Here is a 17,743-nt window from a genome sequence, read left to right on the forward strand (position 1 = left end):
TCATGACCCCTCCTCACACTATTGCCAGCCGCCCTCGTTGGCGCAGCCTTGCCCTGCTGGCGCTGTGCCTCGCGCCTTTGTTGTGGCCGCTGCAGCACTTGGCTGAACGTTATTACGGCAACGAACTGATCAGTCAAAATCGGCAGACCCTGGACCTCTACGTCGCTAACCTGCTTGGCACCCTGCACCGTTACGAAGTACTGCCGCAGATCCTTAGTGATCTTCCGGCCCTACGTGCTGTTTTGTTGGATCCGCAGCAACCCCTCACTCAGGAAAACGCCAACCGCCTACTCAAAGATGTTAACCAGCAAACCGGGGCCGACGTCATGTACTTGATGGACCCCAGCGGAAAAACGCTGGCGGCCTCTAACTGGGACCAGCACGACAGCTTCGTGGGCCGCAACTTCGCTTTTCGGCCTTATTTCATCGACGCTATGGCCGGCCGACTCGGTCGTTTTTTTGGCCTGGGAACGACGTCGGCCAAGCGCGGGTATTTCTTCGCCGCAGCGGTGCATGATCGTGATCGAGTGGTCGGCGCACTGGTAGTAAAAGTCGACTTGGACCGCACCGAAACCTTGTGGGGTAAAACGCCGGAGCAATTGCTCCTGACTGACCATAACGGTGTCGTTATTCTGACCTCCAACCCCGAATGGCGTTTTCGCGCTACGCGCCCGTTGAGTGAAGAGGAACAGAAAGCCATCGCCGCCATCCAACCGTATCCGACCCGAAACCCGAAACCGCTGAACATCAATGCAAAGGCGTGGATCACTCAAACCCAGCCAATTGGTGAAATCGGTTGGAGCGTAAACATTCTCGCGCCCCGCGCACTGGTGGATCGGCCGGTGCGGACGGTGGTCGCTGTCGGCGGTGCAGCATTGTTGGTGCTTATGCTGCTGCTGGGCTTAATAATGCAAAGACGACGCCATTATCTGGACCGAATTGCCTTCGAAGCCAAAGGTCGGCACGAGTTGGAAATGCGCGTTATTGAACGCACCAGTGACCTTGAAGGCTTGAACGGTCGGCTAAAACAACAGGTGCTAGAACGCGAACAGGCACAACAGGAGTTGGTGCGAGCGCAAGACGAACTGGTTCAGGCCGGCAAGCTCTCGGCGCTAGGCACCATGTCAGCAAGCATCAGCCATGAGCTGAACCAGCCACTGGCGGCGATTCGCAGTTACGCAGAAAACGCCGAGGTGCTACTCAACCATGAGCGCACCGACGACGCCCGCAGCAACCTTAGGCTAATCAGCGAACTGACGGCGCGCATGGCATCTATCATCGCCCACTTACGCGCGTTCGCCCGCCGTGACCGGCACGCGCCGGAAAGCGTAGCGCTTCAACCGGCACTGGATGACGCCTTGGCGCTACTCGCCAAGCGTCGTCAAGCGATGGAAGTCGAATTGATCCGCGACCTGCCTGATGCCACTTTATGGGTGCAAGCGGGTGAAACTCGCCTTCGTCAAGTGCTCGGCAATGTTTTAGCCAATGCCCTTGATGCCCTCACAGAAAAAGGGCCTCCCCGTAAACTCTGGCTCAGCGCCGAACAGACCGCAGACGGCGTTAATCTGTCGATTCGCGACAACGGACCGGGGTTTTCCAAAGAAGCACTAATGCGTGCTCGGGAACCATTTTTCACTACCAAGACCCGTACTCAAGGCCTAGGTCTCGGCTTGGCCATTTGCGACACCCTGATGCGCGCATTGGACGGCGAACTACTGATCACCAACCACCCCAGCGGCGGCGCAGTATTGACACTGCGACTACGCGCCGGTGCATCCGGAATTAGCCTTCAACCGCCAGAGGATTTATCTGCATGAGCACCGACCAGGCCGTCGATAGCCGGATTCAAGTGGTGCTGATCGATGACGATCCGCATTTAAGGGGCGCCCTCGGTCAGACCCTGGATTTGGCGGGCCTGAAAGTGCTACCGCTGACCGAAGCTACAGGATTGGCTGGACGGATCGAGCGCGATTGGCCAGGCGTCATCGTCAGCGACATCCGCATGCCGGGCATGGACGGCCTTGAGCTGCTTGCGCAATTGCGTATCCAGGATTCGGAATTACCCGTGCTTTTGATCACCGGACATGGCGACGTGCCACTCGCTGTCCAGGCGATGCGGGCAGGAGCCTATGATTTTTTGGAAAAACCCTTTGCCAGTGACGCCCTGCTCGACAGCGTGCGTCGGGCGTTGGACGTGCGCCGTTTGGTGCTAGACAACCGCAGCCTGCGCTTGGCCTTGAGCGACCGCCATCAACTGAGCGCGCGGTTGGTCGGCCAATCCGCACCGATTTTGCGCCTGCGTGAACAAATCGGCGCACTGGCCGCAACCAAGGCCGACGTGCTGATTCTCGGCGAAACTGGCTCAGGCAAAGAAGTGGTGGCCCGTGCGCTGCACGACCTGTCCAGCCGCCGAACAGGGCCGTTCGTTGCGATCAACGCTGGGGCACTGGCCGAGTCGGTAGTCGAAAGCGAGTTGTTCGGCCATGAGCCAGGCGCGTTTACCGGAGCGCAAAAACGCCGGATCGGTAAATTCGAGTTCGCCAACGGTGGCACCTTGTTTCTCGATGAAATCGAAAGCATGAGCCTTGAGGTTCAGGTCAAGCTGCTGCGCCTGCTGCAGGAACGAGTGGTCGAGCGCTTGGGTGGCAATCAACTCATCCCTCTGGACATCCGAGTGATTGCCGCGACCAAGGAAGACCTGCGTCAGGCCTCGGATCAAGGCCGCTTCCGCGCCGACTTGTACTACCGACTCAACGTCGCCCCGCTGAAAATTCCACCTCTGCGTGAGCGCGGCGAAGATGCATTGGTGCTGTTTCAGCATTTCGCCGAGTCAGCCAGCATCCGTCATGGTCTGCCTAAGCACGACCTGCAACCCAGCCAACGTGCCTTGCTGTTACGCCACACTTGGCCTGGCAACGTTCGAGAGTTGCAAAACGCTGCTGAGCGCTTTGCCCTAGGGCTGGAGCTGGCATTGGAAGGCAATGAACTGCCTAACATGCCTGAGGCCAGTGGAGGTCTGAGCGAGCAAGTTGAAAGTTTCGAGCGGTCGCTCATCGCTGCTGAGCTGGCACGGCCTCATACTTCGGTGCGCAGCCTCGCTGAAGCCTTGGGCTTGCCGCGCAAAACCCTGCACGACAAGTTGCGCAAACACGGCTTGAGTTTTGGTGACAGCAACAGCGCAGCCGATGAACTCGATTGATCGCAAGGACCCCGCATGAATACCCATAGCCACGCGCTAGAACAGGTGCTCCATCATGACATTCCGCTGACCCAAGAGATGGGTCTTAAGGTGCTGAGCTGGCGCAACCACCAATTACGCCTGCACTTGCCACTGGAACCTAACATCAACCACAAAAGCACGATGTTCGGTGGCAGCCTGTATTGCTGCGCCGTGCTCGCCGGTTGGGGCTGGATGCATTTGCGTCTGCGCGAAGCAGGGATTGAAGACGGGCACATTGTTATTCAAGAAGGACAGATCAGTTACCCGCTGCCCGTCACCACCGACGCCATCGCCACCTGCACAGCGCCGGAACCGGCCGTTTGGGAAAAATTTTTGCGAACCTATGAACGCTATGGCCGAGCGCGCCTGACGTTACCCACGCATATCGTCAATCAGGGCAGTGAAGACGTGGCGGTGAGCTTTAGCGGGCAGTTTGTGTTGCACCGCTAAAAGGCAACCGCGAACGACACCCGGTGTTTACTGCGCGACACGCGAAGTCGGAGACACAGGTTTAATCCCGGTTTTGGCCAATTCCAGTAATTTCCCGCGCCATGCCGCTTTAGCAGGCAAGGCCAGAAAAAACGGGTTCAGCATCGATTCACGCGGCGGATAGCTGAACGCCTCGCCGGACAATTCCAGCACTTCGCCGCCCGCGCCTTCCAGCACACCTTGTGCAGCGGCAGTGTCCCATTGCGAGGTGGGCGCCAGTCTGGGGTAACAATCGGCAGCGCCTTCGGCCAACAGGCAAAACTTCAAAGAGCTGCCAATATTCGTCAGTTGCAACTCGCCCAAACTTTCCGACAAACCGGCCAACAAACGCTCCTGCTCCGGGCTGGTGTGGCGGCGGCTCGCGACCACGGTGAACGCTTCGTCTGCTTGTAGTACGTCACGCACCTTGATCGGCATCAGATGGTCTTCATCATCGCTGCGCCATGCACCCAATCCCGCACCGCCGAAATAGCAACGGTTGTTGGTAGGCATCGATACCACGCCAAACACCACGCGGCCACGCTCAATCAAGGCAATATTGACCGTGAACTCTTCGCTGCCAGAAATGAATTCCTTAGTCCCATCCAATGGGTCGACCAGCCACCAACGCTCCCAGGTAGCGCGCTCGCTCAAAGGGATCGCGGCGTCTTCTTCAGATAACACGTGGATGTCCGGCGCCAACGCACGTAAACCTGCAACCAACAAATGATGAGCGGCCAAATCGGCTGCGGTCACTGGCGACTCATCGGCCTTGGTGATGATCGCAACGTCAGTTCGCCAGTGTGGCAGGATGACTTCACCGGCACGTCGCGCCATGTCGATAACAGGCGCCAGCAAAGGGTGTGGCAAATTGGAAAATAGACCAATCACGGCTGAAAATCCCCGCGCTGGGTCAACAAGTCCCGCACCAGGTACAACGCCGCCAAGGCGCGTCCTTCACTAAATTGAGGGTGTTGGATCAAGCTAGACAATTCTCGCAAGTTGACTCGATCAACCCGCATCGGCTCGGGTTCATCTCCTGGCAAGGTTTCTTCATACAGATCAGTGGCCAGCACCACTTGAATTTTCTGACTCATATAACCGGGGGATAACGAAAGCTCGGTCAAGTGCTCAAGCTGACGGGCTCCATAGCCCGCCTCTTCCTTTAGCTCACGATTGGCCGCCGCCAGAACGTCTTCGCCTGGCTCAATCAACCCCTTAGGCAGCGATAACTCGTACTCGTCCGTCCCGCCGCAATATTCTTCGATCAACACCGCGTGGTCAGCGTCGAGCATTGCCACAATCATTACGGCGCCATACCCCGTACCCCGGCTGACAAGACGTTCGTATGTGCGTTCGACCCCATTGGAGAAGCGCAACTGCAGCTCCTCGACGCGGAACAGACGGCTACTGGCGACGATTTCGCGGGCGAGTACGGTGGGTTTCTGACGCATGACGGGCTCCTTGGCGTTGACGAGGTACTATACCGTGGCTTTTCCGATTGTCTGTGTCGGAAATGACTATGCTATTTATTCACCGGCCGAGAATCCTAAATGCCCTCTTTACCCTGGCTCGACATTGATACCGTTCTGCTTGATATGGACGGCACCTTGCTGGACTTGCATTACGACAATCACTTTTGGATGGAGCACCTTCCACAGCGCTACGCCGACCTGCATGGGGTCAGCCGAGCCATGGCTGAATTGGAAATAAAACCGCTGTTCGAGCAGAACGCCGGCACGCTCAATTGGTACTGCCTGGACTTCTGGAGCGCCGAGTTAAAGCTGTCGCTGCGAGACCTGAAGCTGGAAACCGCCGACTTGATATCCCTTCGCCCTGACGCCGAAACGTTTCTGGCCGCGATCAAAACGGCGGGCAAACGCGTGATCATGATCACCAATGCCCACCGCGACTCGCTGTCGCTGAAGATGGAGCGCGTACAACTGGCGCCCTACTTTGAACGCATGATCAGCTCCCACGATTATGGTTTCCCCAAAGAGAACCCGCAGTTCTGGGCCGCGCTAGACGCCGACATTGACTTCCAGCCAAGTCGCAGCCTATTTATCGACGACACCCTGCCGATTCTGCGCAGTGCCAAACGATTCGGCATCGCTCATTTGCTAGCTGTGAGCGAGCCTGACAGCCATAAAGGCCCGAAGGACACTGAAGAATTCGCTGCCGTCGGAGATTACCGGGAGCTGATTGCCGGGCTTTGAACGATCATTTCATAGTGCGGGTCGGCCAGGGATTCCAATTGCCCATCACCCATCCGATAGCCAGAGCGAGTTAGAATCAGCCGCCTTGAAGCGCATCGGAGTGAAAATGGACATCAAACAGCTTAAGTTCCTGATCGCTCTAGACGAGACTCGGCATTTCGGTCAGGCAGCGGCGCGGTGTCATATCACCCAGCCAACCCTATCGATGCGCCTGCGTAGCCTGGAAGAAGAGCTGAATTTACCGCTGGTCAATCGGGGTCAGCGCTTCGAAGGCTTCACTGCACCGGGTGAACGGGTGCTGGCGTGGGCCAGAACAGTGTTGGCCGCGTATGAAGGTTTACAGGCCGAAGCTGCCGCTTGCCGGGGTCACCTGGTTGGCACCCTGCGGCTTGGCGTGGTGCCGCTGTCGAGCTTTGATCCCATGGTGTTGATGCAGCGCTTACACAAACTGCATCCGAATTTGCGCTTTGAATTGTCGTCACTCAGTTCCGAGCAGATATTTGAGCAGTTGGCGAGCAATCAGCTGGACGTGGGCGTGTCTTATCTAGAGCGGCTGGACAGCGAGCGTTTTGATTCCCTGTCTTTGGCACAAACTCGCATGGGGTTGCTGTACGACCAGCGTTACTTCAACTTTGGCGATGAACCGCTTAGCTGGGAAAGCTTAATCGAACTGCCGCTGGGCCTGTTAACCAGCGGTATGCATTTTCGCAAGTCCATCGACCATAACTTCCACAGCCGGGGTTTGAACCCACTGCCTTTGCTGCAAACCGACGCCGTGCATCAACTTCTGCAAGCGGTGCATGGTGGTTTTTGTTGCGCGATCATGCCCCTTCAAGGCGGTCTGGAAACCCTGACCGAGCACTTGGCCCTCCAACCAATCGCCGATGCGCAAACCCTGACCCAATTGGGTTTGATCATGCGGCGTAGCGCACCCAGGTCTGCACTGGCAGAAGCATGTTTCGCCATCTACCAAACAATCATCGACAAGCCTTGATCGACGACATCTATCAAGGCATCGGAACTAGCGATTAGACGGAGTTCGACAGCAGGCTTACGCTAGGGGCTGAATAATCTGCCGGTACTTCCCTATGCATTCCAAGCGCACGGTTAGCACGGCGCCCGCTTTGCAATTGCCCGCGCCTGCTGCCAGCCACTCCTACAGCTACTCGACCCTTGAGCGCGAAGATTTAACGCGCGCCGACTTAGCCGAAGAAGTCGCGCTGGCCATTGCTTATAACGGCATCAGCCAAGCAGTGATGCTAGTTACGCCCACCGATCTCGAAGACTTCATCGTAGGTTTTAGTCTAGGCAGCGGCATCATTGCCTCGCCTGACGAAATCTATGACTTGAAGCTCAGCGGCTCAGGCTCCGCGCAGCACGCGCACGTGGAAATTGCCAGCCGTGCATTTTGGAACCTCAAGCAACAGCGACGCCAACTTGCCGGTACCAGCGGCTGTGGACTGTGCGGCGTGGAAGCAGTGGAACAAGCCCTGCCAGAGCTCAACGTTTTACCCGGCGCGCCGCTGCCTCCGGCGATCTGGCTAGATGGACTGCGCCAACGAATCGGCGCATTTCAGCCGTTGGGCCAACATTGCGGCGCGGTCCATGCCGCTTTATTCATGGACAGCAAAGGCGAATTGTTACTGGGCCGCGAAGACATTGGCCGACATAACGCCCTCGACAAATTGATCGGTGCATTAATCCGCCAGAACATTTCCATGAGTGGCGGGCTCGCCATTGTCACCAGCCGGTGCAGCCTGGAGTTGATCCAGAAAGTGCTGCGCGCCGGTATCCAGACACTGGTCAGCCTGTCCTCGCCCACCGGCCTAGCTCTGCAATGGGCGCGTAGGCACAACCTAAATTTAATTCACTTGCCGCAGCACAGTGCGCCACGTGTTTATAGCCCTGCTGTGGAGAATCAAGCGTGAGCACTCATCACCAAGCCGACAAAGTTCCGGTCAAGCGCTACAAACCGTACAAAGGACCGGCCGGTGGTTGGGGAGCGCTCATGAGCGTGACGCAAGCGTGGCTGACCAGCGATAACGCGTTGAAAAACCTCCGCATGATGCTTAAGACCAATCAGAACGGCGGGTTCGATTGCCCGGGCTGCGCGTGGGGTGATTCGCCAGAAAGCGGCATGGTCAAATTCTGCGAAAACGGTGCCAAAGCGGTCAACTGGGAAGCCACCAAGCGCCGGGTCGATGCTTCATTTTTCTCGCGTTACAGCGTCAGTGCGTTGCGCGAACAAAGTGATTATTGGCTTGAATACCAAGGTCGTTTAACCGAGCCCATGAGCTACGACGCCGAGACCGATCGCTATAAACCGATCAGTTGGGAAAATGCGTTTGCCTTGATCAGCCACCACCTGCGCAATCTTCCTAGTCCAGATATGGCCGAGTTTTATACCTCCGGCCGGGCCAGCAACGAAGCAGCTTATTTGTATCAGCTGTTCGTGCGCTCATACGGCACCAACAATTTTCCTGACTGCTCGAACATGTGCCACGAAGCCAGTGGCGTTGCGCTGGCGCAGAGCGTGGGCGTTGGCAAAGGTACCGTTACCTTTGCTGACTTCGAACACGCCGATGCAATTTTCGTCCTCGGCCAAAATCCGGGTACGAACCACCCGCGCATGCTCGAACCGCTGCGTGAAGCCGTGACCCGTGGCGCGCAAGTAGTGTGCATCAACCCGCTGAAAGAGCGTGGCCTGGAACGTTTCCAGCATCCACAGCATCCCCTGGAAATGCTCAGCAACGGTTCTGAACCGACCAGTACCGCATACTTTCGTCCGGCATTGGGTGGCGACATGGCTCTGCTGCGGGGCATGGCCAAGTACTTGCTGCAATGGGAGCGCGAATCTCAAGCGGCTAACGCTCCTGCGGTCTTCGACCATGATTTTTTAAACGAGCACACTGATGGAGTGCTCGATTATTTAGCCGCTATCGATGACACATCTTGGGAAGAGATCTATCAGCAGTCGGGCTTGTCGTTAACCGATATTGAAACGGCTGCGCGGATGTACGCAAAAGGTACAAAAGTCATCATGTGTTGGGCGATGGGCATCACTCAGCACCGCCACTCAGTGCCGACCATCCAGGAAATCGCCAACCTGATGCTGTTGCGCGGCAACATCGGAAAACCGGGCGCCGGGTTGTGCCCGGTGCGTGGTCACAGCAACGTGCAAGGCGACCGGACCATGGGCATCAACGAGCGTCCGCCGACGCTGTTCCTTGATGCACTGGAAAAACGCTTCCAGTTCAAAGTGCCGCGTACCAATGGTCACAACGTGGTTGAAGCCATTCACGCGATGCTTGATGGGCACTCCAAGGTATTTATCGGCCTAGGCGGTAACTTCGCTCAAGCCACCCCGGACAGTTCGCGTACCGTCAAAGCGCTGAGCAATTGCGACCTAACGGTGCAAATCAGCACCAAGCTTAACCGCAGCCACCTGACTCACGGTAAACAGGCGTTGATCTTGCCGTGCTACGGCCGTACCGACATCGATGTTCAGGCCGACGGTCCGCAAGCCGTAACTGTCGAAGATTCGTTTAGCATGGTCCATGCGTCCAATGGCCAACTGCAACCTCTCTCCAAGCAGATGCGCTCGGAGCCGGCGATCATTGCCGGGATTGCAGCGGCAACGTTGGGCTCCGCTCCAGTGGATTGGTTGTGGCTAACCGCCGACTACAGCCGAATTCGTGACCTGATAGCCGACACGATTCCCGGCTTCAAAGATTTCAACGAGCGCATTAAAAATCCTGGTGGCTTCTACTTGGGCAACGCGGCGAGCGAGCGTCGCTGGAACACCACAACAGCAAGAGCTAACTTCAAGCCCAATGTCCTGCCTTTGGACCTTGTGCATGAAAATGTTCGCGCAACGGGTCAGATCCCGGACCTGATTATGCAGTCCATGCGTTCGCACGATCAGTACAACACCACCATTTATGGCTTGGACGATCGTTATCGCGGGGTAAAGGGTCAGCGTGACGTCTTGTTCGCCAACGAAGCTGACATCATCCGCCTAGGCTTTAAACCGGGGCAGAAAGCCGACCTGATTTCGATCTGGAACGACGGCCTGGAGCGTCGTGTCAAAGGCTTTACCCTGTTAGCATTCGACATCCCAGCCGGACAAGCTGCCGCTTACTATCCAGAAGTAAATCCCCTGGTCCCTCTGGAAAGTATCGGTCTTGGCAGTAGCACGCCCACGTCAAAATTCGTCGCCATTCGCCTGGAAGCAGCAAGCGCCAGCGTCCGAATTTTGTAACCGTTGCGATGTATTAGTGGGAGCGAATAAATTCGCTCCCACTAGGATGGAACTGCGTCTTCTCGTTAATGGGCTAATTGATCCAACGCCTCGCGCAACTTATCCGGAATTGGCGCCGGTCGATTCGACGCCCGGTCCACGAATACGTGTACAAAACGCCCTGCCGCGCAGGCCTCGTCTTCCCCGGCCTTGAACACCGCTAATTCGTATTGAACCGAGCTCTTACCCAGCTTGCCCACGCGAAGGCCTACGTCTATCAGGTCCGGGAAAGCTATAGATGCGAAATAATCGCACGACGAACTGACCACAAATCCCACTACGTCACCGTCATGAATACTTAGGCCGCCGCGCTCGATCAAATAGGTGTTCACTGCCGTGTCGAAATAGCTGTAATAGGTCACGTTATTCACATGACCGTAGATATCGTTGTCGTGCCAGCGGGTGGAAATCGGCTGGAAGTAGCGATAATCAGCGCGTTGCGGGTTTTGCTCGGACATAAGCAGACTCTGGTGATGGAAAGATGCAGTCTTACTCAATCATTGCGTCACGCGCCCAATCGCGTATCTGCGCGTAAGGGTAATTTTCCAGCGCCGCAAACCCTTTGATCCCTCGTGCTTTGAGTTTAGTAAAAAGCGGCACGCTGATACCACACAGGAATCGGGCCAAACAGTCTGCACTGGGATCGTAGCCACTGTAATCCAAATGCCTGCGCAGAAATTCACCGCACAGGTCTTCGAAACTTTGCACAGCCAAGGCGGGCAACGCGGGCGGAGACGGTAGTTGGGCAATATGTCCATGACACACCGAACAATGACCGCACTGCTCGGGAGCCTGAAGGTCGCCGAAGTACTCGGCGAGCCGGTAACTCAGGCACCGCTCGGTGGCGAACAGATCAAGCATGGCGTGGATCCGCGCAACTTCAGTGGCTTCATGCTGCTTGAAATAGTCATGTAACTCATGGCCCAGCGCATCGGGGTCGAAATTCATATCAAGCAAGCTGTAGACCTCCGTCATCAACTTGCTTTCTAACTCGATCCAGCCTTTTTCCTGGAAGTAATCCAACGCGGTCACCACTCGGCCACGCTCGGCTTGGTGCTGCTGATACAACGCGTCAAAGTTAACCGTGGCCCAGGTTCGTGCCCGGCCTGAGGTCTCGATAATTGCTTCAACAAACTGACGTCGCTCGCCTTCAAAACGCTGTAATAGAAGGCTAGGTTCGATCAGAAACTTGAAGCGATATTCTGCAAAATATGCAAAACGCGGAGCGATGATACCGCGCAACTCCAGCTGCACCAGCAAGGTCTTCAGCGGTAGTTGGCGAATATTGCTCTGATCGGCCAGTGGCCCCAACAGCAACTCCCACTGTCCGTCGTTGGTTGTATTCAGCAACTCATCGATGACATGCCGGATACCCAGGTACTCCGGCGTATCGCCGTAAACAAAATTTTCCAGGATATTCAAGCTGTCTCGGTTGGCCAGCACCAAACAGTCCGATGGACCGCCATCACGCCCTGCACGACCGATTTCCTGGCTGTAATTCTCGATAGATTTCGGCAGGTCGAAATGGACCACGTTGCGGATATCACTCTTGTCGATCCCCATACCAAACGCGATGGTGGCGACGATGCAATTCAGTTGCCCGCCCATGAATTGCCGCTGAATAGACTCACGCTTATCGTGCGGCAAACCAGCATGGTAGGCACTGGCCGCCAAGCCGTTCTGACTCAAATGTGCAGCGATATGTTCAGCGGTTTTCTGCAACGTGACGTAGACGATGGTTGGCTGGCCCACCCGCGGTGCGAGCCATTGGACCAATCGACGCCGCTTATCTCGACCCATAACCGGCTCAACCAATAGATTGAGATTGGGGCGATAAAAGCCGGTCGTCACGACGTCTTCCGGAGCGATAGCGAATTTGGCCTGCATATCAGCGATAACATTCGGCGTTGCCGTAGCCGTCAGCAGCAACGCTTGCGGGATATTGAACTGACGCTGGTAATCGGGAAGCTTGAGGTAGTCCGGGCGAAAATTATGGCCCCACTCCGAAATGCAGTGTGCTTCATCGATGACCAGCAACGAGATCGGCACCTGCTCAATGAAATGACGAAAGCGCTCGTTCTTCAAGCGCTCCACGGAAATCATTAGGATCTTCAGTTCGCCAGAGCGGGCTCGCGCCATCACTTGCGCTGAATCGTCGCGGCTTTGTGCTGAATCGATGCTTGCTGCGGCGATACCGTGGCGCTGCAAAAACGCCAATTGGTCCTGAATCAACGCCAACAATGGCGAAACCACCAGAGTCAGGTGTGGCAGCATCAGCGCCGGCAGTTGATAGCACAACGATTTACCCGACCCGGTCGGAAAAATCGCTGCCGCCGAACGCCCGGCTAACACCGCCGCGATTGCAGCCTCTTGCCCAGACCGAAAATGTGAATAACCAAACACGCGCTCGAGACGCTCATGCATAAGCCGCCACTCCATCGATTGCCAAGTAAGCACCAGACCATAACCCAAAGCCAGTGATTGAATACAGAGGGTGAAAAGTCGGGCTCGCCTCAGGAGATTTCATCATGTTCTCTGATTGCGCTCTGCTGGCAAAACGCCGCAGCGAGGTTTACCCTTCCCGCCCGAGTTATAGACGCTACCCCCATCAACCACAGAAACGGCTCCATTAACGGCGCGAATGCCGCAAAGGAGGAGCGCTTTTGCAGTGCCGCTAACGGGTTTAGTCCAAGGCGCTGAGTAGTTAAACACCGATACATACACTAACAGTAGCGCAGCCTCTCAATAAGCATCGTGGGTACTGCGCCTAAAAGCCGTTAGATCCTACAGACTAAATAAAAAAAATCCCTTTGATATCTCATTAAAATATTCAGTAATACACCTCAACATTACACCGAACTAAATTTGTTTATTCTCGCCGTTCAATCCACATACAGCGAGACAACAAAATGACTATTTTCACTGTTTATTTCTGCGGTACAGGCTCAAACAAATTTGACTCTATCAATAAAAATTTTTGGGACGGCGAGTTGATATCGACGCTCGCTAATAACAATGCAGGCAGGGAGTTTGCCGACTGGACTGTTATTGACGGGCCCGGAAGCGGTAACCTACAAGCCGATGAAATGTTTACCAAATCTAAAGAGTACGGCCTGTCAGGCACCCTCTTCGGCAAAGGCTGGCATGAGAACGTTTCTCATGCACTGCACATGATTAAAGGAAAGTGCGATTGGCAGCGCACGCAACTAACGGAAGCAAACTATAAAACGTTAAAGGCCGCAGGCATTCCAATTGACGAGGTCAAAATTACAGGAACGTATTTATGGAGAAAGTACAACTACGGCGACCGAAAGGTCACGCCACAAAATATACAGGAACAAATAATCAACATTTTTCGCAAGGGTTCAATCATACCCACTCAGGTCAATCTGGTGGGGTGGAGTCGCGGCGGCGTAAGCTGCCACATGCTTGCTAATGCGATGTTGGCAGACAGCGAGTTGAAACACATCAAGGTTAATATTTTTGCTGTGGACCCCGTACCTGGTGCGCTGAATTTCCAAGGTGAAAAAGTGACATTGGGTAGCAATGTTTCGGAGTACGTTGGCTTTTATGCCAGGGACGAACGCTCCAAAGGTTTCTCCTGCGTCATTCCGACAACCCATTCCTCCACTAACGTTCACATCTATCCAATGGCAGGCCGCCACGCAACGCTTGTAGGTAACGCGGCAGTAAATGGATCAGAAGGGCCGAAGGTATTGCACGAACCCGGTAGGATCGTCAGGCATTTTGCTGAAAAATGCTTAACGCGCTGGGGTGTCAAGTTGGATAAAAAATTGAACTTGGGCGCCGCCGAGATTGCTAATTTTCACGACGCTATCGTGCGCGGTGAACAATATTATGTAGCGATGCGCAAGCAGTCCTACACCGTGCTTACCGAGCAGGAAAGAGATCAACGGCTTGTAACGTTCGGGTCTCACGGCGTGCACTTCACGGCGATTGAAGGCGACCAATTCCAGCCAGCAAAAGGGCTTGCAGGCAGCCTAAGCGCCACTAATGACACCTACAAAAATCTTCACTGATTCGTTTAGAAATCTGCACCTGTAGCACAAAAGCCAGACCCAGAACTCTGCAAAAAAAACCGCCCTCTGGAGGGCGGTTTTTTTATTTATACAACTCTTAAACCACTTTTGGACCGGCCGCCTTGATCGAGTCACTCACATCGAACTTCTTAAAATTCTCAACAAACAGCCCGGCTAGTGCATTAGCGGCTTCGTCATAAGCCGCTTTGTCTGCCCAAGTGTTGCGTGGATTGAGGAGACCGGTGTCTACACCGGGTACCAGCTTCGGTACGTCGAGGTTTACAGTGGCGAGGTGTTCAGTTTCTGCGCCGATCAATGCACCACTCTGGATGGCTGCAATGACGCCGCGAGTTGTCGGGATGTTGAAGCGCTTGCCAACACCGTAGCCGCCACCCGTCCATCCGGTGTTAACCAGATAAACCTTCGAACCGAAGCCACGAATACGTTTGATCAGCAGTTCAGCGTATTCACCCGCCGGACGTGGAAAGAACGGTGCGCCAAAGCAGGTTGAGAAGGTCGACTTGATGCCGCTGCCTGACCCCATTTCCGTGGAGCCGACCAGTGCGGTATAGCCTGACAGGAAGTGGTAGGCCGCTTGCTCTTCACTGAGAATTGAGACCGGTGGCAACACCCCGGTCAGGTCGCAGGTCAGGAAGATCACCGCGTTCGGCTCGCCCCCGAGGTTTTGCGGCGCGCGCTTCTCGATCAGTTCACGCGGGTACGCGGCGCGGCTGTTCTGAGTAAGGCTGTCATCGGCGTAGTCAGCTTTCTTGGTCACCGGGTCAATGATTACGTTTTCCAGCACGGCGCCGTGCTGAATAGCTTTCCAGATGACAGGCTCGTTCTTCTCGGAGAGGTCGATGCACTTGGCATAGCAACCGCCTTCGATGTTAAACACAACACCTACGCCCCAGCCATGTTCGTCGTCGCCAATGAGGTAACGGCTTTCATCAGCGGAAAGGGTGGTTTTGCCGGTGCCAGACAGGCCAAAGAACAACGTGACGTCGCCGTCTTCACCCATGTTGGCGGCGCAGTGCATCGGCAGCACGTCAACCGCTGGCAGCAGAAAATTCTGTACCGAGAACAATGCCTTCTTCATTTCACCGGCGTAACGCATGCCGGCGATCAGCACTTTCTTGGCGGCAAAGTTGAGGATCACGGTACCGTCGGAATTGGTGCCGTCACGCTCAGGCTCGCAGACGAACTCTGGAGCGTTGATTACTTGCCATTCAGTTTTAGCGGCAGGGTTGTACTTTTCCGGGTTAATGAACAGGCAACGCCCGAACAGGTTGTGCCATGCAGTACCCGTGGTCATTTTGACCGCCAGGTAGTGCGCCGGATCGGAACCTACATGGACGTGAGAGACGAAGCTTTCGCGCTCACCGAGGAAAGCTGCAACCCGATTCCACAGTGCGTCAAACTTGTCAGCCGGAAATTTACGGTTGATCGGGCCCCAAGCGATAGCGTCCTGAGTGCTTGGCTCCTCAACAATAAAACGGTCAACCGGCGAGCGGCCAGTTCGATGGCCTGTTTTCACGACCAGCGCGCCAGTATCGGAAAGCTCGCCTTCACCGCGGTTCAAGGCTTCTTTAACCAGATCATCGATGCTGAGATCGGTGTATACGGCATTATTAGCTTGCGTCATGAGGTTCCCCGTCGGCCCAGGCCGGTGCTCCAAACATTTTGTAGTAGAAATTCTGACACTACTACAGCGGAAAAAGTGGGCCGGATTATGCCAGAACTGCTTAAAAAAGGTAGAACCCTCCGGTCAGAACGGCAATAACGCGACCCTACGGGCATTTCAGGTACATTCTGCCCCACTTAATGCCGCGTATTAGAGGGTGAATCCACACCGCCACCGGCAAATATCTGCGCCACGTCAGTGGCATCAAATAGGTAACGCTGATTGCAGAACTGGCAGTCGATTTCAATGGCGCCGTGATGCTCGATCACCAGTTGCTGCGCATCTTCTTCACCGAGGCTCACCAAGGCATTGGCCGAACGCTCGCGGGAACAGCTACAACGGAACTGCAGAGGCTGGATGTCAAACATGCGTACTGCATCTTCATGGAACAAACGGTGCAACACGGTCTCATTATCCAAACTGAGTAGCTCTTCAGCGGTCAGAGTTCCGGCCAGCGCCGTAACATGTTGCCAACTGGCATCGCGATCTTCCGGATCGGTTAAACGGTCAGCGGGCAATTGCTGCAACAGCAGGCCACGCGCACGGGAGCCGTCCGCGCTGAGCCAAAAACGCGTTCCCAACTGCTCGGACAGGGCGAAATATGACGTCAGGCTTTCGGACAAATCAGCACCGTCCAACGCCACGGCACCCTGGTAGCGTTTGCCCTGACGCGGATCGATGGTCAACGTAAGAATGCCATCCGGCATCAGGTCGCGAAGCCCGGCACCCGACACGATCTGGTCTTCCTCGTAGCGAGCTATACCACGTATCTCACGGTCACTTGAGCATTCGACCATCAACATGGGTACGGCACCGCTGGAATTGGCCTGTAGCACCAACAAACCATCAAATTTCAGCGTACCCACCAGCAGCGAAGCAGCCGCGAGCATTTCACCCAGCAACTGTGCGACGGGTTCGGGATACGGGTGCTTGGCCAGCACCTCGGCATAGCTGCGCTCAAGCGTTACCAGCTCTCCGCGAACGTCGCTTTCATCAAAAATGAAACGCTGTGTGTAATCAATATCCGGAAAATCATGCATGAGAAAAGGTATCTGAAGTGATGGCAAGGTAATGACGAGCGCCTAAAAAACGCCGCCTGACAACTAACATTTTTTCCGCTGTAATCATGCCGATGGGGCGTATTTTATGAACAACGTCAATTGCTGAGTAGCTCACCGGCAGACAATTCAGTGTGGCTCTAAATCTGGACAGTCGCCATTATGTGACTGTTATACATAATCGTCGGTTTGGTTCGCTGACGTCGATGATCATTCACACCCTATTGAAAAAAGCGTTAGACACAGAGCTGCCGTACGATTTTCAACCGACTGGGGTTATTAGTCGTCACCTGAACCACGAAACTGATGAAGCTGTCGACGTTGCTTCTTGGTGGGCCGCCCTTCGGTGCTGATGCCAATGCTGCCCGCCTTGCGCATGGCCACGGCGTTTTCACGCTTTTGGACGCTTTCCGGGGTTTCGGTGTACAGAGTTTGCGCCTCAGAGGCGCCTCGCCGTACTGCCGATAGCGCCTGAATGATCACCGTACGCTCATCAAACCCTGCGCGGATTTGGAACTCGTCACCTACACGTGGCTCCTTGCCTGGCTTGCATCGTTCGCCACGCCAGTGGACTTTACCGCTTTCAATCGCGGCCTTGGCCAATGCTCGTGTTTTAAAAAAACGCGCAGCCCATAGCCATTTGTCCAGCCTGACTTTGTCATCCTCTTCCTGTTTTTGTGCCATTGGGATTCCTTAATAAGCAACGGTCCGAACTTTACTACGTCACGTATAGCAGGCGTCAAACCGATCATGGGAC

At 55.2% G+C, this 17,743-nt stretch carries 15 protein-coding genes; 8 read left to right on the forward strand and 7 right to left on the reverse strand.

Going from position 1 to position 17,743, the window contains the following annotated elements; all coding sequences use genetic code 11:
* The first annotated feature begins 2 nt into the window (after positions 1-2).
* The 3 genes from RGW60_RS17445 to RGW60_RS17455 are packed head-to-tail and all read left to right on the forward strand — an operon-like array spanning position 3 to position 3,670.
* A complete protein-coding gene (locus tag RGW60_RS17445; RefSeq protein ID WP_322205748.1) occupies positions 3-1,817 on the forward strand; it encodes a sensor histidine kinase in 1,815 nt (604 codons plus the stop codon).
* Entirely contained in the window at positions 1,814-3,199 is a 1,386-nt protein-coding gene (locus RGW60_RS17450) for a sigma-54 dependent transcriptional regulator (protein WP_322205749.1), read from the forward strand. Before RGW60_RS17445 ends, RGW60_RS17450 begins: the two co-directional genes overlap by 4 nt.
* Before the next feature lie 15 nt (positions 3,200-3,214).
* On the forward strand, positions 3,215-3,670 hold the full coding sequence (locus tag RGW60_RS17455) for a thioesterase domain-containing protein (protein WP_322205750.1): 456 nt from the start codon (positions 3,215-3,217) through the stop codon (positions 3,668-3,670).
* 27 nt (positions 3,671-3,697) lie between these two features.
* Here RGW60_RS17455 and cysQ read toward each other — a convergent pair whose 3' ends face one another.
* Together cysQ and nudE are read right to left on the reverse strand one after the other, a co-directional pair.
* Positions 3,698-4,579: a 3'(2'),5'-bisphosphate nucleotidase CysQ gene (cysQ, locus tag RGW60_RS17460; protein WP_322205751.1), complete on the reverse strand. Its 882-nt coding sequence runs from the start codon at positions 4,577-4,579 to the stop codon at positions 3,698-3,700.
* On the reverse strand, positions 4,576-5,142 hold the full coding sequence (gene nudE / locus RGW60_RS17465; protein WP_322205752.1) for an ADP compounds hydrolase NudE: 567 nt from the start codon (positions 5,140-5,142) through the stop codon (positions 4,576-4,578). The genes cysQ and nudE overlap by 4 nt, the downstream gene beginning before the upstream one ends.
* Before the next feature lie 99 nt (positions 5,143-5,241).
* Here nudE and yrfG point away from each other — a divergent pair, with 99 nt between their 5' ends.
* The 4 genes from yrfG (at position 5,242) to RGW60_RS17485 (ending at position 10,165) form a co-directional block, all read left to right on the forward strand.
* On the forward strand, positions 5,242-5,904 hold the full coding sequence (gene yrfG, locus RGW60_RS17470; protein ID WP_322205753.1) for a GMP/IMP nucleotidase: 663 nt from the start codon (positions 5,242-5,244) through the stop codon (positions 5,902-5,904).
* 106 nt (positions 5,905-6,010) lie between these two features.
* Positions 6,011-6,898 carry a LysR family transcriptional regulator gene (locus RGW60_RS17475; protein WP_322205754.1) on the forward strand — a complete coding sequence of 296 codons (888 nt, stop codon included), beginning with the start codon at positions 6,011-6,013 and terminating at the stop codon, positions 6,896-6,898.
* A gap of 94 nt (positions 6,899-6,992) precedes the next feature.
* Positions 6,993-7,832: a formate dehydrogenase accessory sulfurtransferase FdhD gene (gene fdhD / locus RGW60_RS17480; RefSeq protein WP_322205755.1), complete on the forward strand. Its 840-nt coding sequence runs from the start codon at positions 6,993-6,995 to the stop codon at positions 7,830-7,832.
* Positions 7,829-10,165, forward strand: coding sequence for an FdhF/YdeP family oxidoreductase (locus RGW60_RS17485; RefSeq protein WP_322205756.1), 2,337 nt, complete (start codon positions 7,829-7,831; stop codon positions 10,163-10,165). The genes fdhD and RGW60_RS17485 overlap by 4 nt, the downstream gene beginning before the upstream one ends.
* A gap of 65 nt (positions 10,166-10,230) precedes the next feature.
* Here the strand turns inward: RGW60_RS17485 and RGW60_RS17490 are convergent, their stop codons facing one another.
* Together RGW60_RS17490 and RGW60_RS17495 are read right to left on the reverse strand one after the other, a co-directional pair.
* On the reverse strand, positions 10,231-10,662 hold the full coding sequence (locus RGW60_RS17490) for a thioesterase family protein (protein ID WP_322205757.1): 432 nt from the start codon (positions 10,660-10,662) through the stop codon (positions 10,231-10,233).
* 31 nt (positions 10,663-10,693) lie between these two features.
* The gene (locus tag RGW60_RS17495) at positions 10,694-12,628 is read right to left on the reverse strand and encodes a RecQ family ATP-dependent DNA helicase (RefSeq protein WP_322205758.1); all 1,935 of its coding nucleotides are present in this window, start codon (positions 12,626-12,628) and stop codon (positions 10,694-10,696) included.
* Between the two features lie 485 nt (positions 12,629-13,113).
* On the opposite strand from RGW60_RS17495, the gene RGW60_RS17500 reads away from it, so the two are divergent.
* Positions 13,114-14,244, forward strand: a complete 1,131-nt coding sequence (locus RGW60_RS17500) for a hypothetical protein (protein ID WP_322205759.1) — start codon at positions 13,114-13,116, stop codon at positions 14,242-14,244.
* A gap of 97 nt (positions 14,245-14,341) precedes the next feature.
* Here RGW60_RS17500 and RGW60_RS17505 read toward each other — a convergent pair whose 3' ends face one another.
* The 3 genes from RGW60_RS17505 to RGW60_RS17515 form a co-directional block, all read right to left on the reverse strand.
* Positions 14,342-15,889: a phosphoenolpyruvate carboxykinase gene (locus RGW60_RS17505; RefSeq protein WP_322205760.1), complete on the reverse strand. Its 1,548-nt coding sequence runs from the start codon at positions 15,887-15,889 to the stop codon at positions 14,342-14,344.
* A gap of 176 nt (positions 15,890-16,065) precedes the next feature.
* A complete protein-coding gene (hslO, locus tag RGW60_RS17510; RefSeq protein WP_322205761.1) occupies positions 16,066-16,968 on the reverse strand; it encodes an Hsp33 family molecular chaperone HslO in 903 nt (300 codons plus the stop codon).
* A 297-nt stretch (positions 16,969-17,265) separates the two neighbouring features.
* Positions 17,266-17,670 (reverse strand): RNA-binding S4 domain-containing protein, encoded by a 405-nt coding sequence (locus RGW60_RS17515; RefSeq protein WP_322205762.1) that lies wholly within the window; start codon positions 17,668-17,670, stop codon positions 17,266-17,268.
* Positions 17,671-17,743: the final 73 nt, after the last annotated feature.

Origin of the sequence: Pseudomonas sp. AB6 (assembly GCF_034314105.1) — a bacterium.
Classification (GTDB): Bacteria; Pseudomonadota; Gammaproteobacteria; order Pseudomonadales; family Pseudomonadaceae; genus Aquipseudomonas.

What these genes read in the sequence shown, in the direction of transcription:
- RGW60_RS17500 (WP_322205759.1), top strand. Translation starts at nt 13,114, where the DNA reads ATGACTATTTTCACTGTTTATTTCTGCGGTACAGGCTCAAACAAATTT.
- hslO (WP_322205761.1), bottom strand. Translation starts at nt 16,968, where the DNA reads ATGCATGATTTTCCGGATATTGATTACACACAGCGTTTCATTTTTGAT.
- nudE (WP_322205752.1), bottom strand. Translation starts at nt 5,142, where the DNA reads ATGCGTCAGAAACCCACCGTACTCGCCCGCGAAATCGTCGCCAGTAGC.
- RGW60_RS17455 (WP_322205750.1), top strand. Translation starts at nt 3,215, where the DNA reads ATGAATACCCATAGCCACGCGCTAGAACAGGTGCTCCATCATGACATT.
- RGW60_RS17450 (WP_322205749.1), top strand. Translation starts at nt 1,814, where the DNA reads ATGAGCACCGACCAGGCCGTCGATAGCCGGATTCAAGTGGTGCTGATC.
- RGW60_RS17515 (WP_322205762.1), bottom strand. Translation starts at nt 17,670, where the DNA reads ATGGCACAAAAACAGGAAGAGGATGACAAAGTCAGGCTGGACAAATGG.
- RGW60_RS17475 (WP_322205754.1), top strand. Translation starts at nt 6,011, where the DNA reads ATGGACATCAAACAGCTTAAGTTCCTGATCGCTCTAGACGAGACTCGG.
- RGW60_RS17490 (WP_322205757.1), bottom strand. Translation starts at nt 10,662, where the DNA reads ATGTCCGAGCAAAACCCGCAACGCGCTGATTATCGCTACTTCCAGCCG.
- fdhD (WP_322205755.1), top strand. Translation starts at nt 6,993, where the DNA reads ATGCATTCCAAGCGCACGGTTAGCACGGCGCCCGCTTTGCAATTGCCC.
- RGW60_RS17495 (WP_322205758.1), bottom strand. Translation starts at nt 12,628, where the DNA reads ATGCATGAGCGTCTCGAGCGCGTGTTTGGTTATTCACATTTTCGGTCT.
- RGW60_RS17445 (WP_322205748.1), top strand. Translation starts at nt 3, where the DNA reads ATGACCCCTCCTCACACTATTGCCAGCCGCCCTCGTTGGCGCAGCCTT.
- RGW60_RS17505 (WP_322205760.1), bottom strand. Translation starts at nt 15,889, where the DNA reads ATGACGCAAGCTAATAATGCCGTATACACCGATCTCAGCATCGATGAT.
- yrfG (WP_322205753.1), top strand. Translation starts at nt 5,242, where the DNA reads ATGCCCTCTTTACCCTGGCTCGACATTGATACCGTTCTGCTTGATATG.